The following is a 13027-nucleotide window of genomic DNA, read 5'->3' as shown; positions in this document are numbered from 1 at the left end:
TCAGTTGGCGGCAGAGGCCGTGGCGGCGGATGCGGGCGCTGCGGCGGCAGGCACAGGGGTAACCGCAGGAATCGCTACAGAATCAGGAGCTGTCTGCGCTTTGTTGGCGGACGGTGGCACCGCTTTTGGCTGATACACCGTGACCTTCTGCCCCGGCGACAGCACATGCACGCCAGTGGCCACCACCTGCATGCCGGGGGTCAGCCCAGCAGCCACCACCGCCTCGTTGCCATCGGCTGTGGCGATCTGCACCAGCTGCGATTTCACCGTGCTGCTGGCCGCGTCATACACCCACACGGCGGTGGACTGCCCTTGCTGGCGCAAGGCACTGGTGGGCAGCTTGATGGCCGCAATGCCGGCGTGGCTCAGCGCCTTGGGCGTCACATACACGGTGGACCCCAGGGCCGGCGCCTCGGCGCGCTCAATGGCCACCTTGATCTGGTAGGTCCGGGTCGCAGGATCGGCACTGGCGGCCACCTCGCGCACCCGGCCGGCCAGCGGCGCACCGCCCGACCAACCCCGCACGGCCACCTCCGAGCCCTGCGCGATCTGGGCCACCTTGTCCTCGGGCACGGCAAACACCACATCGCGAGGCCCGTCCTGCGCAATGCGCACCACGGGCGTGCCGGCGGCCACCACCTGGCCCGGCTCGGCATCAATGCCCGTGACCACGCCCGACACATCGGCCACCAGCGTGGTGTAGGCCGCCTGGTTGCCCTGCGACGACAGCTGGGCACGCGCTTGGTCCAGCGTGGCCTGCGCGGCCTTGAGGGTGGCATCGCGGCGCTCCAGCTCGGCACCGCTGATGAAGTTCTGGTCCTTCAGCGCCTGGTAGCGCTTGTAGTCCGCAGCGGCCAGGTCCCGCTGCGTGGTGGCCGATGCCAGCTGTGCCCGCGCGGCGTCGGTGGCCAGCTGATAGTCCTTGGGGTCCAGCTGGGCCAGCACCTGGCCCGCCTTCACATGCTGGCCCAGCTCGGCCTGGCGCTGCACGACCTTGCCCGCCACCCGAAAGCCCAGGCGCGACTCCACCCGTGCGCGCACCTCGCCGGAATACTCCAGGCTCGACTGCAGCGCGCCCACACCCACCGTGAGCAGCTTGACGGAGCGCACAGGCTCCTCGGGCGGCGCGGGGCGCGAACAGGCGGCCAGCAAAGAGGCGGTGGCCAGCACCAGCAAGAACCGGGAGTGCCGTTGGAGGGGCCGCAGAGCGGAGGGTGTGCGCATGGGAAATCCGGTGAAAAAAGGGCCACAAGGAAGGAGCGACGGAACACCAGGCACAGCACAGGCCTCACGACCTGCGCTGCAACGGGGGGGGGTGGGCCAGCCTCCTTGTCCCTGAATGGAATGGCTTTTTTAATTACTGACTGACCGGTTAGTAATCTATGAGAAGCGCCCCCACCTTGTCAAGCGACAATCCTGGGTGTGAACGACCGCCCCAGCCCCCCCTCCCCCGCAGCCGTGCCCGTGGCCCCCCCTGCCGTCCAGCCCGCCCTTGCAGCCCCAGCGGCACTGGCCGCGCCCGTGACGCACTATGAGAACTTCCCGGTGGCCTCCGTGCTGTGCCCGCCCCAGCTGCGCCAGCCGATTGCCGCCATCTATGGTTTTGCCCGCACCGCCGACGACCTGGCGGACGAGGGCGACGCCCTGCCCACCAGCCGTCTGGCCGACCTGGCCGCCTACCAGGCCGACCTGCACACCATCGCCCAGGGGCAGGCGCCCTCGCCCCGCTGGGCCAGCGTGTTTTTGCCGCTGCAGGGCGTGCTGCGCAGCCACCAGCTGCCCCTGCCGCTGCTCGAAGACCTGCTCAGCGCCTTTGCCCAGGACGTGGAAAAAACCCGCGACGCCGAGGGCTACGCCGACCGCGCCGAGCTGCTGGATTACTGCCGCCGCTCCGCCAACCCCGTGGGGCGCCTGCTGCTGCACCTGTACGGCGTGGGCGACGCCCAGGCGCTGCGGCAAAGCGATGCGATCTGCACCGCGCTACAGCTGATCAACTTCTGGCAGGACCTCTCGGTGGACATCCCCCGCAACCGCCACTACCTGCCGCGCGCCGACTGCGCGGCCCATGGCGCCTGCCAGGCCGAACTGCTGGCCCTGCAAAGCACCCGCGAGAACGCGCGCCTGATCGCCGACTGTGCCGACTGGGCCCGCGCCACCATGCACAGCGGCGCCCCCCTGGTGCACCGCCTGCCCGGCCGCGCGGGGTGGGAGCTGCGCCTGGTGGTGCAAGGCGGCCTGCGCATCCTCGACAAAGTAGAGGCCCTCAAAGGCGGCAGCCTGCACACCCGCCCCCGCCTGCATGCCTGGGACTGGGTGGTGATGCTGGCGCGCGCGCTGCGCATGTAGCAGCCACCGCCGAGCCCCTTGCCCGCCACCCGCGCCTGACCGCCTGGGCGCAGGCGGCGCGCAGCAGCGCCCCACCGGAACGCCGTGGCCTATGGCACGCCTGCAACGCTTGCAACGCTTGCAACGCTTGCAGGGTCCAGCACTTCGAGCAGGCGGTCCAGCCCACCTTCGTTGATCGCCACATCGGCCTGCGCGCGCACCACGGGCTTGGCCCGGTAGGCCACGGCCAGGCCAGCCGCGCCCATCATCGGCAGGTCGTTGGCACCGTCGCCCATGGCGATGGCCTGCGCGGGCGCAATGCCCATCTCTGCACACACCGCGAGCAGCTTGCGTTTCTTCTCCTCGCCATCAACGATGTCGCCCCAGGGCTGGGGCAGCAGGCGGCCCGTGACCCGGCCCCCAACCACCTCCAGCACATTGGCGCGCACATCGTCCAGGCCCAGCCGCGCCTGCAGGCGGTCGGTGAAGCAGGTGAAGCCGCCGGTCACCAGGATGCAGCGCAGCCCGGCCGCCTTGCAGGCGCCGATGAGCGCCTGCACGCCAGGGTTCAGGCGCAGCCGGCGCTCGTAGACCTCGGCCAGCGCCGCCTCGGGCAGGCCGGCCAGCAGGGCCACGCGCTGGCGCAGGCTCTCCTTGTAGTCGCTGATCTCACCGCGCATCGCGGCCTCGGTGATGGCCTCCACCGCCGCACGGCAACCGGCCAGGTCGGCCAGCTCGTCCACGGTTTCGATGGCGATCAGCGTGGAGTCCATGTCGAACGCGATCAGGCGGTAGTCGGACAGGCGCTGGTGCAGCGCCGTGCCGCGCACTTGCAGGCCAGGGGCAAAGTCAAGCATGGGTCATGCCTTCAGAAATTCAGGGAAAGCAACAAAGGGATCAGACACCCGCATGCCCCTGCAGGCCCAGCCAGTCGATGAACTGGCGCGCCAGCCCGGCCAGCGGGTTGTCCGTGCGGTACTGCGCATACACACCCGGGCCCTGCAGGCGCGGGTGGGCGAACAGCGGGCGCAGCCGGTCCGCGTGCACATCCTCCTGCAGCAGGCACCAGGGCACCAGGGCAATGCCCAGGTCGTTCATGGCGGCCTGCATGCACAGGAACTGGTGGTCGAACACCGGGCCCGGCAACTGCGCCGGCACCTGCAGCCCGGCCAGGCCGAACCACCGGGGCCAGGCGTCCATGCCGCCGCTGACCTGCAGCAGCGGGTGGCCCAGGCAGTCGGCTGCGGTGTGCAGGCGGTTGTTCTGGATGAAGCGCGGCGAGGCCACGGGCAGCAGGTAGTCGTCGAGCACGCGCACGCAGGTGTGCTCGGGCCGCTGCATGGGCATGCGCTGTATCACCACGTCGTTGCTGGCGTCGGCGCGCTCGATGAACTGGCGGCCCATGGTGGACAGCTGCACCTCCGCCTCGGGCACCAGGGCCTGGAAGCCGCTGAGCCGCGGTATCAGCCACTTCATGGCCAGCGACGGCGAGGTGCACACGCGCAGCGTGCGCCGCCCGCCCGGCGACTTGACGGCCCCGGTGGCCGCCGCAATGCGGTCCAGGCTGGCCTGCACCTCCAGGAAATACTCGCGCGCATGGGGCAACAGCACCACGCCGCGCGCCTCGCGGGTGAACAGCGGCTGGCCCAGGTAGTCCTCCAGCAGGCGAATCTGCTGGCTCACCGCGCTGTGGGTGATGCTCAGCTCATCCGCAGCCGCCGTGAAGTTGGCGTGGCGCGCCGCCGCCTCGAAGGCGCGCAGGGCCTTGAGCGGCGGAAGCACGCGGGTCGCCATGCCGTCGCCCTCAGCCCTGCCCGCGCACGGCGCAGCGCATGCACGGAACCATCTGGCGGGCGACAACGGGGAGCATGGGCAACGGGGTGGCTTTCAACGCGAAGGGGCACAACAAGCGCTTACATCTTAGGGGAGGCGCCCATTAGAAAAACTAACCGCACACCCCATAAAAAAGCGCTGGTGGCCGCAGCACCCCGCTCCCTATCATGGCCCACCAGCGGTCACCGCACCCACCCTACACGCCATGGCATCCATCACCATCGACGGCATCGTCAAGCAGTTCAGCGGCCAGACCGTGCTGCAAAACCTCTCGCTGCACATCCCTGACGGCGCCTTCTACACCCTGCTGGGCCCCAGCGGCTGCGGCAAGACCACGCTGCTGCGCTGCATCGCGGGCTTCTACGAGCCCGATGGCGGGCGCCTGCTGTTCGACAAGGACGACGTGACCCGCGTGTCCACCCACCACCGCGACATCGGCATGGTGTTCCAGGACTACGCGCTGTTCCCCGACAAGTCGGCCTTCGACAACGTGGCCTACGGCCTGCGCGCGCGCAAGGTGGCCAAACCCGAGATCGTGCGCCGCGTGGGCGAAGCCCTGGAGAAGGTGGGCCTGTCGGCCCTGGCCGACCGCTACCCCGCGCAGATGAGCGGCGGCCAGCGCCAGCGCGTGGCCCTGGCCCGCGCCCTGGTGATCCGCCCGCGCGTGCTGCTGATGGACGAGCCCCTGTCCAACCTCGATGCCAAGATGCGCCTGCAGATGCGCGACGTGATCCTGGACCTGGTGCGCGAGGCGGGCATCACCACCGTCTTCGTCACCCACGACCAAGAGGAAGCCCTGGCCATGTCCGACCGCATCGCCATCATGGACCGCGGCTCCATCGCGCAGCTGGGCACGCCCGAGGAGCTCTACGGCACCCCCGTGAATGCCTACGTGGCCGACTTCATCGGCTCGGCCAACGTGATCCCCGTGGCCGCCCGGCGCGTGGACGACGGCGCCGCCAGCACCGCCCCCCACGTGCGCTACCAATTGGCCGGCCAGGCGCTGGACGGCGTGCAGGGCGGCCCCCAGCTGGGCAACGACAGCGTGCTCATCGCCCGGCCCGAGGACCTGTCGCTCATGGCCCCGGCCCCGCATGTGCCCAACGCCCTGCACGGCCAGGTGCTGCGCCGCCAGTACCTGGGCTTCAAGACGGCCTACCGCATCGCGCTGCAGGACGGCCCCGAGATCCGCGTCGAGCTGCACGCGGGCAACACCGTGGCCGACTTCCAGGCCGGCGATGCCGTGCAGGTGCTGGTGCCTGCCGACAGCCGCGTCGTCAGCGCATGACCACCCACCCCGAAAGCAAGCCATGAAAATCAACTGGTGGCCCTGGGGCGTGCTGACGCTGGTCAGCCTGGTCCTGCTCTCCTTCTTCGTGCTGTACCCGCTGGCCGTGCTGTTCGGCAACAGCGTGGTGGACGACGGCGGCGGCTATTCGCTGGCCGCCTTCGCCGCGCTGGCAAAGGACAGCCAGTACCTGCTGGCCTTCAAGAACACGCTGGTGCTGGGCTTCTCCGTCACCGCCTGCACCGTGCTGGTGGGCGTACCGTTCGCCTACATGGTGGCGCGCTACGAGTTCCCGCTCAAGAACCTGGTGGCCGTGCTGCCCATCATGACCATCGTGATCCCCGAGATCATCGTCGGCCAGTCATGGCTGCTGATCCTGGGCAACAACGGCCTGCTGACCAACTTCTTCGCCGACATGGGCGTGGAACTGCCCTCGTTCTACGGCTGGACGGGCATGGTCTTTTCGATGACGCTGGTGTACTACACCTACATCTACCTGGGCGTGCTGGCCGCGCTGCGCGGCTTTGATGGTGCACTGGAAGAAGCGGGCCTGAGCCTGGGCACCTCGCCCTTCGTGACCAAGATGCGCGTGCTGGTGCCGGTGATGCTGCCCGCCGTGCTGGTCAACGCGCTGGTGGTGTTCACGCTGGTGGTGGGCAACTTCGCGCTGTCCATGCTGCTGGGCAGCCGCGTGCCGCTGCTGTCGGTGATGACGTACAACACCTTCGTGAGCGAGATGGGCGGCAGCCCGGCGCTGCAAAGCGCCATGTCGGTGGTGTCCATCGCCATCGTGGCCATCGTGCTGTTCTTCCAGAAGCGCGTGGTCGAGCGCAAGATGTACACCATGACCCAGGGCCGCGCACCCGCGCCGGTGCGTGTGCGCTCGGGTGCGGCGCTGCTGTTCACCGTCACTGTGGGCCTGGTCATCCTGGCGTCCATGCTGCCGCTGGTGATCGTGTTCGTGGGCGCCTTCACCGAAACCAGCGGCCCGGTCATGCGCTGGGGCAGCTGGTCGTTGGGCAGCCTGCAGCGCGCGCTGCAGGGCGCGCCCGAGCCCATCATCAACTCCATCCAGTTCTCGTCCATCGCCACGCTGGCGGGGGTGGCCTTCGCGCTGCTGGTGAGCTACCTGACCATCAAGAAGCGCAACACCTTCACCCAGGCGCTCGACTACATCGTGGTGCTGCCGCTCACCATCTCGGGCACGGTGCTGGGCATTGCGCTGGTGCAGACCTTCAACACCGGCTGGCTCATCCTGGCGGGCAGCTCGGGCATCATGGTGCTGGCCTACACGGTGCGCCGGCTGCCGTTTGCGGTGCGCAACGCATCGTCCACGCTGTTCAACATCCCGGACTCGATCGAAGAGGCCTCGATCAGCCTGGGCGTGTCGCCGCTCATGACCTTCTTCAAGGTCATCCTGCCGGCCATGAAGGCCTCGCTCATCTCGGCCGCCATCCTGATGTGGGTGACCACCATCTCCGAGCTGTCGGCCTCGGTGGTGGTCTACACCGGCGGCCTGGAGACCATGCCCATCGCCATCTTCCGCCAGGTCGATGGCGGGCGGCTGGGCCTGGCATCGGCCTATGGCGCAGCCCTGGTCAGCGTGATCCTGCTGCCCATCGTGGTCGCCATCAAGGTCTTCCGCATCAACCTGTTCTCGAGCAAGTAACTCCCCACCTTTTCACCACCAAGAGGCCTTCCATGAAGATCAAGACCCTGTTGCAATGCACGCTGGCCGCCATCGGCCTGGCCGCCAGCCTGGCCCAGGCCCAGACCGTGGTGCTGTACTCCTCCAACAACACCGAGACCATCGAGACCGCGCTCAACGTGGTCAAGCAGAAGGCCGGCTCGCTCAACGTGCAGCAGGTTACCGGCGGCACGGGCTCGCTCATGAAGCGCATCCAGGCCGAGGCCAAGAACCCGCGCGGCGACGTGCTGTGGAGCGGCGGCTTCGGCACCATGGGGGCCTACAAGGACCTGCTGGAGCCCTACAAGTCGCCCGACCTGGCCGCCATTCCCGCCGAGTTCCGCGGCCCCGACAACCTGTGGGTGGGCACCAACCTGCACGTGATGGTGCTCATGGTCAACGAACGCCAGCTCAAGGGCCTGGCCGCGCCCAAGACCTGGTCGGACCTGATGAAGCCCGAGTGGAAGGGCAAGTTCGCCATCACCGACCCGAGCAAGAGCGCCACCGCCTACATGCTGGTGTATGGCCTGCTCAAGCAGTTCGGCAAGGACGGGCTGGAGAAGATTGCGGCCAACGCCGTGGTCACCTCGTCCTCGGGCACCACCTACAAGGGCGTGGCCGCAGGTGAGTACCCCGTGGGCCTGACCATCGAGTACGCCGCGCAGGAGTACGTGGCCGGCGGGCAAAAGGAAATCAAGCTGGTCTACCCCGCCGAAGGCAGCTACCTGGCGCCCGAAGGCATGTTCATCGTCAAGGGCGCCAAGAACATGGAAGCCGCCAAGGCGCTGTACAACGGCCTGCTCAGCAAGGAGGTGCAGCAGGCCCTGCTGGTGAAGAACTTCCGCCGCCCCACACGCACCGACATCGCAGTCTCCAAGCTCACCGCGCTGCCCGACCTCAAGGCGATCAAGATCTTCCCGCTGGACCAGGACAAGGCCTCAGCCGAGTATGAGCAGCTCGTGGCGCTGTGGAACATCGCAGTGAGCAAGGCGCGCTGATCACCGCGCCGAGTGGTACGGATGGTGCGTCCGCGCCACCCGGCCAAATGTAAGAAACATTCATGGGCCGCAAGCCGCACCAACAAGAAGACCCCGGCGCGCTCCACCATGGCCATACCGGCCTGCAAGCCAATGCCATCCAGCGGAAACAGCTATATAAACAATAGCATCCGTGCGCCACACACCGCCCGGGGGTCACGGCACCTGCAGGCCACTCAGGGATAACGCCTGTGCGGCCCCGGCCCGGCAGGGGTAGCCTCACGGCCACCCTTGCACCACAAATGCGGGCGATGCGAAGAAATCATGCTGCCATGGCAGCCCCACCCCGCGACGGAGCCCATCCACACCTTCGCGGGTTTCTCCTTGCGTGGCGGCATGGCCCGCCCCATGCGCCCGTGGAACCGACCCGGTACCCATCCACCATGTCCGTCAGCGTTTTCGACCTCTTCAAGATCGGCATCGGGCCGTCCAGCTCCCACACCGTGGGGCCCATGATTGCCGCGCGGCAGTTTGCCTGCCACCTGCAGGCCAGCGTGGGCCTGGCGGCCGTGCACAGCGTGGTGGTCGAGCTGTTCGGCTCGCTGTCGGCCACCGGCGTGGGCCACGGCACGGACCGCGCCGTGCTGCTGGGCCTGGCCGGGCACGAACCCGACCGCATCGACCCCGACCAGATCGCCCCCGCCATCGCGCAGATCCGCAGCAGCGGCACCCTGGTGCTGCTGGGCGAGCACGCCGTGCCCTTTGCCGAAAAGGAGCACCTGCTGTTCCGCCGCAAGAGCCTGCCCATGCACCCCAATGGCATGGCCTTCCGCGCACTGGATGCGCAGGGCCAGGAGATCGCCCTGCGCGAGTACTACTCGGTGGGCGGCGGCTTTGTGGTCGATGCAGCGGGCGAGCGCGTGCTCAACGCCACCGGCCCCACGGGGCCCGACGCCGCCGGGCATGGCAACGGCCTGCCCCACCCCTTTCGCACCGGGGCCGAGTTGCTGGCGCAGTGCCAGGCCACTGGCCTGACCATGGCCCAGCTCATGGCCGCCAACGAGCAGCACTGGCGCAGCAGCGCCGAGGTGCGGCGCCAGCTGCTGACCATCTGGCACACCATGGCCGGCGCCGTGCGGCGCGGCTGCGCCAGCACCGGCACCTTGCCCGGCCCCATGCATGTGCGCCGCCGCGCGGCCGAGCTGCACCAAAAGCTCAGCCGATCGCCCGAGGCCGCGCTGCGCGACCCGCTCTCCATGCTCGACTGGGTGAACCTCTACGCCATGGCCGTCAACGAAGAAAACGCCGCCGGTGGCCGCGTGGTGACCGCGCCCACCAATGGCGCAGCGGGCGTGATACCGGCCGTGCTGCACTACTACGTGAACTTTTTGCCCGGCGCCAACGAAGACGGCATCGCCACCTTCTTGCTCACCGCAGGCGCCATCGGCATCATCTACAAGGAAAACGCCTCGCTCTCGGGCGCCGAGGTCGGCTGCCAGGGCGAGGTGGGCGTGGCCTGCTCCATGGCGGCTGGCGCCCTGGCGGCCGTGATGGGCGGCAGCCCCGAGCAGATCGAGAACGCGGCCGAGATCGGCATGGAACACAACCTCGGGATGACCTGCGACCCCGTGGGCGGCCTGGTGCAGATCCCCTGCATCGAGCGCAACGCCATGGGCGCCATCAAGGCCATCAACGCCGCGCGCATGGCGCTGCGCGGCGACGGCCAGCATGTGGTCTCGCTCGACAAGGTCATCAAGACCATGATGCAGACCGGTGCCGACATGAAGATCAAATACAAGGAAACCTCGCGCGGGGGCCTGGCGGTGAATGTGGTCGAATGCTGACCCACAGCCTCTTGCCCGCCCTCCGCCCCCATGCACCTGCCGCCTGAAGAGCCCGCCACCCCCTTGCCCCTGGAGCGCGGGCTCAACCGCCTGAGCGCCCTGGCCATGCCCCTGGCCCTGTTGATCGTGCTGCTGCTGTTCCTGCAGTGGCCGCTGCGCGACGGCGTGGGTGCGGGCTCCAGCCAGGCCAACGACCTGGCCCAGGCCGTGTTCGCGCTGTACGTGGCGGTGGCGCTGCGGCATGCCGGGCGGCGCGGCGCGCACCTGGTGAGCCGGCCCGACCTGGCCCACGTGGGCGGCCCATGGCTGCGTGCACTGCGCGGCATGGGGGCCCCCCTGGCGGTGCTGCCCTGGGCGGTGTTCGTGTGCATCAACGCGGCCCCCACGGTATGGCGGTCGGTGCGCGGGCTGGAGAGCTTTCCGGAAACCGCCAACCCCGGCTACTTCGTGGTCAAGGCCGCGCTGCTGTTGCTGGCCAGCCTGCTGGCACTGCAGGCCTTGGTGGACCTGTGGCGTGCCGCATGCGCCACGCGCGCGGCCACGGCCGCCACAGCAGCCAAGGGGCCCGCCGCATGAGCGCGGTGGGTTTGCTGCTGCTGGGGCTGGCCCTGGTGCTGATGATGACCACCGGCTGGGCCACCTATGCCGTGCTGCTGGCCGTGAGCACCCTGGGCGCCCTGGCGGGCCTGGCCCTGGGTGCGTTCGACATTGCGGTGCTGCGCAGCCTGCCCGAGCGCATCGTGGGCCTGCTGGAGCACGACCTGCTGCAGGCCCTGGTGCTGTATGCCGTGGTGGGCGCGCTGCTCAACCACCTGGCGCTGGTCGGCGGCCTCTACAGCGGCTTGCACAAGGCCATCGCGCGGCTGGCCGGGCGGCGGGCCGCGTCCGAGATGGCCGGCCTGGCCGTGGGCATGCTCCTGGCGCCCATGAACGGGTCGGTGGGCGCCAGCCTGCTCACCCTGTCGCGCACCGCCGGGCAGGCCTGGGCCCATGAAGGCATGCCCCCCGCGCGCCGCACGGCCCTGGTGGCCGTGGCCAGCACGCTGGGCATCATCGTGCCGCCGTCGCTGGTGTTGCTACTGCTGGGCGACGCCATGCTGCGCGCCCACACCGAGGGCCTGGCGCTGGCCGCCCAGCGCGGCCTGGCCACCGCCCAGGCCGGCACGCGCATCATCAACACCCAGGACGTGCTGCAGGCCGCCCTGGCACCGGGCGTGATGCTGCTGGTGCTGTGGCTGGCCGTGACCTGGTGGCTGACGCGCACCGCCGCCCCGACCACCGACACCCGCCATGCCCCGCGCGGGCCCCTGACCCGCCGCGAGCGCTGGACGCTGGTGCTGGTGCCCACCTTCATCGTGGCGCTGCTGGCCCTGGTCACCACCGGGCAGGTGCGGGCCGTAGAGGCTGCCGCCACCGCCGGGGTGCTGCTGCTGGCCTGGGGTGTGGTGTCGCGCCAGCTCACCCGGCAGCGGCTGGGGCAGGTGCTGGACGACGCGCTCGCGCTCACCGGCGCACTGTTTGCCTTGCTGGTGGCCGCCGTCACCTTCTCGCTGGTGCTGCGTGCGTTTGGCACTGACCTGCTCGTGGCCGATTGGATGCGCGCACTGCAAGGCCAGCCCCTGCTCGCCATGGCCGTGGTGCTGGCGGTGCTGCTGGGCTCGGCCTTTGTGCTGGATGCGTTCGAGCTGATCTTCCTGATCATCCCCATCGTGATGCCGCCGCTGCTGGCGCTGGTGGACGACGCCGCCTGGGTGGCGGCCCTCACGCTGCTGGTGCTGCAGGCCGGCTTTTTGCTGCCCCCGCTGGGCTACGCACTGGTGCTGGCGCGTGCCCAGGCGGCGCCGCGCCCCGCCATGGCCGCCGTGGCCCGGGCGCTGGCCCCCTATCTGCTGAGCCTGCTGGCCGTGCTGGCCCTGGTGCTGGCCGTGCCCGCCACCACCCAGTGGCTGCGCACCACACCGGCCACACTGCCGGAAACCACCATCCAGGGCGACGACCTCGACGCCCTGATGCGGGAGATGTCGCAGCGCCCGGACGATGCCCCCGATGCGCCGGAGAACCCCGGCGCACCCGCTGCCCCCGACATGCCGGCATCTGCCACCGAAAAGCTACAAAATCAATAGCTGCTTGCGCTCACCCATCCTGCCGCAGCGCCCTAAAACACGATAAATGCCACGGGGCCGCCCGCCCCCGTGCGCCATGGGACAATCTCGCCCCATGACACCGCAGCAGTACGTACAGCAAAAAGCCGTGGCCTCAGGCAGCAGCTTCTATTACGCCTTTCTCTTCCTGCCCGCGCCACGCCGCGCGGCCATCACGGCGTTCTATGCGTTTTGTCGCGAGGTGGACGATGTGGTCGATGAAGTGACCGACCCCGGCGTGGCCCGCACCAAGCTCGCCTGGTGGCAGGCCGAAGTGAGCAAGGCCTACGCGGGCCAGCCCAGCCACCCCGTGATGCAGGCCCTGATGCCGCTGGCCGCCGACTACGGCATCGAGCAGCGCCACCTGCAGGCCGTGATCGACGGCTGCCAGATGGACCTGGAGCAGACCCGCTACCTCGACTTTGCCGGCCTCAAGGGCTACTGCCACCTGGTGGCGGGCATCGTGGGCGAGGTCGCCGCACGCATCTTCGGCCAGACCGACCCGCGCACCACCGAATATGCCCACAAGCTGGGCCTGGCGTTCCAGCTCACGAACATCATCCGCGACGTGGGCGAAGACGCCATGCTGGGCCGCATCTACCTGCCCGTGAACGAGCTGCAGCAGTTCGATGTGAAGGCGCACGAGATCCTGAAACGCACCTACTCCGACCGCTTCACGGCGCTGATGCGCTTTCAGGCCGAGCGCGCGCACGGGCTGTACGACGAGGCGTTTGCCCTGCTGCCCGATGCGGACCGCCGCGCGCAGAAACCCGGCCTCATGATGGCCAACATCTACCGCACCCTGCTGCGCGAGATCGAGCACGAGAACTTCCAGGTGCTGCACCAGCGCATCCGCCTCACGCCGCTGCGCAAGTTCTGGCTGGCGTGGAAGGTCCAGGCCCTGGGCAGAATGTGAATGCAACCCCCTGTGC

General features: G+C 69.1%; 11 protein-coding genes. 8 read left to right on the top strand and 3 right to left on the bottom strand.

What is annotated here, in order from left to right; genetic code table 11:
• Nucleotides 1-1224: an efflux RND transporter periplasmic adaptor subunit gene (locus DBV10_RS09260; protein WP_124512853.1), complete on the bottom strand. Its 1224-nt coding sequence runs from the start codon at nucleotides 1222-1224 to the stop codon at nucleotides 1-3.
• 198 nt (nucleotides 1225-1422) lie between these two features.
• Between DBV10_RS09260 and hpnC the strand changes: the two genes are divergently transcribed.
• Nucleotides 1423-2346, top strand: coding sequence for a squalene synthase HpnC (gene hpnC, locus DBV10_RS09255; protein ID WP_124512851.1), 924 nt, complete (start codon nucleotides 1423-1425; stop codon nucleotides 2344-2346).
• A gap of 89 nt (nucleotides 2347-2435) precedes the next feature.
• On the opposite strand, the gene serB is transcribed toward hpnC, so the two are convergent.
• Entirely contained in the window at nucleotides 2436-3182 is a 747-nt protein-coding gene (serB, locus tag DBV10_RS09250; protein ID WP_124512849.1) for a phosphoserine phosphatase SerB, read from the bottom strand.
• Between the two features lie 40 nt (nucleotides 3183-3222).
• Nucleotides 3223-4119: a LysR substrate-binding domain-containing protein gene (locus DBV10_RS09245; protein ID WP_124512847.1), complete on the bottom strand. Its 897-nt coding sequence runs from the start codon at nucleotides 4117-4119 to the stop codon at nucleotides 3223-3225.
• 244 nt (nucleotides 4120-4363) lie between these two features.
• On the opposite strand from DBV10_RS09245, the gene DBV10_RS09240 reads away from it, so the two are divergent.
• The 7 genes from DBV10_RS09240 (at nucleotide 4364) to hpnD (ending at nucleotide 13011) form a co-directional block, all read left to right on the top strand.
• Entirely contained in the window at nucleotides 4364-5446 is a 1083-nt protein-coding gene (locus tag DBV10_RS09240; RefSeq protein ID WP_124512845.1) for an ABC transporter ATP-binding protein, read from the top strand.
• Between the two features lie 22 nt (nucleotides 5447-5468).
• A complete protein-coding gene (locus DBV10_RS09235) occupies nucleotides 5469-7115 on the top strand; it encodes an iron ABC transporter permease (RefSeq protein WP_124512843.1) in 1647 nt (548 codons plus the stop codon).
• Between the two features lie 32 nt (nucleotides 7116-7147).
• Complete coding sequence (locus DBV10_RS09230) at nucleotides 7148-8131, top strand: ABC transporter substrate-binding protein (RefSeq protein ID WP_124512841.1); 984 nt, start codon at nucleotides 7148-7150, stop codon at nucleotides 8129-8131.
• Between the two features lie 422 nt (nucleotides 8132-8553).
• The gene (locus DBV10_RS09225; RefSeq protein ID WP_124512839.1) at nucleotides 8554-9954 is read left to right on the top strand and encodes an L-serine ammonia-lyase; all 1401 of its coding nucleotides are present in this window, start codon (nucleotides 8554-8556) and stop codon (nucleotides 9952-9954) included.
• A gap of 30 nt (nucleotides 9955-9984) precedes the next feature.
• A complete protein-coding gene (locus tag DBV10_RS09220; RefSeq protein WP_124512838.1) occupies nucleotides 9985-10530 on the top strand; it encodes a C4-dicarboxylate ABC transporter substrate-binding protein in 546 nt (181 codons plus the stop codon).
• Entirely contained in the window at nucleotides 10476-12077 is a 1602-nt protein-coding gene (locus DBV10_RS09215) for a TRAP transporter large permease subunit (protein WP_233589866.1), read from the top strand. Before DBV10_RS09220 ends, DBV10_RS09215 begins: the two co-directional genes overlap by 55 nt.
• 94 nt (nucleotides 12078-12171) lie before the next feature.
• Nucleotides 12172-13011, top strand: a complete 840-nt coding sequence (hpnD, locus tag DBV10_RS09210; protein WP_124512834.1) for a presqualene diphosphate synthase HpnD — start codon at nucleotides 12172-12174, stop codon at nucleotides 13009-13011.
• The last annotated feature ends 16 nt before the right edge of the window (nucleotides 13012-13027 follow it).

Origin of the sequence: Acidovorax sp. FJL06 (genome assembly GCF_003852545.1) — a bacterium.
In the GTDB taxonomy this organism is placed as follows: domain Bacteria; phylum Pseudomonadota; class Gammaproteobacteria; order Burkholderiales; family Burkholderiaceae_C; genus Acidovorax.
Note: the sequence above shows the minus strand (reverse complement) of the source record. Positions and strands in the feature narration are given on the sequence as shown.

What these genes read in the sequence shown, in the direction of transcription:
- DBV10_RS09245 (WP_124512847.1), bottom strand. Translation starts at nt 4,119, where the DNA reads ATGGCGACCCGCGTGCTTCCGCCGCTCAAGGCCCTGCGCGCCTTCGAG.
- serB (WP_124512849.1), bottom strand. Translation starts at nt 3,182, where the DNA reads ATGCTTGACTTTGCCCCTGGCCTGCAAGTGCGCGGCACGGCGCTGCAC.
- DBV10_RS09225 (WP_124512839.1), top strand. Translation starts at nt 8,554, where the DNA reads ATGTCCGTCAGCGTTTTCGACCTCTTCAAGATCGGCATCGGGCCGTCC.
- DBV10_RS09215 (WP_233589866.1), top strand. Translation starts at nt 10,476, where the DNA reads ATGCGCCACGCGCGCGGCCACGGCCGCCACAGCAGCCAAGGGGCCCGC.
- DBV10_RS09240 (WP_124512845.1), top strand. Translation starts at nt 4,364, where the DNA reads ATGGCATCCATCACCATCGACGGCATCGTCAAGCAGTTCAGCGGCCAG.
- DBV10_RS09260 (WP_124512853.1), bottom strand. Translation starts at nt 1,224, where the DNA reads ATGCGCACACCCTCCGCTCTGCGGCCCCTCCAACGGCACTCCCGGTTC.
- hpnD (WP_124512834.1), top strand. Translation starts at nt 12,172, where the DNA reads ATGACACCGCAGCAGTACGTACAGCAAAAAGCCGTGGCCTCAGGCAGC.
- DBV10_RS09220 (WP_124512838.1), top strand. Translation starts at nt 9,985, where the DNA reads ATGCACCTGCCGCCTGAAGAGCCCGCCACCCCCTTGCCCCTGGAGCGC.
- DBV10_RS09235 (WP_124512843.1), top strand. Translation starts at nt 5,469, where the DNA reads ATGAAAATCAACTGGTGGCCCTGGGGCGTGCTGACGCTGGTCAGCCTG.
- DBV10_RS09230 (WP_124512841.1), top strand. Translation starts at nt 7,148, where the DNA reads ATGAAGATCAAGACCCTGTTGCAATGCACGCTGGCCGCCATCGGCCTG.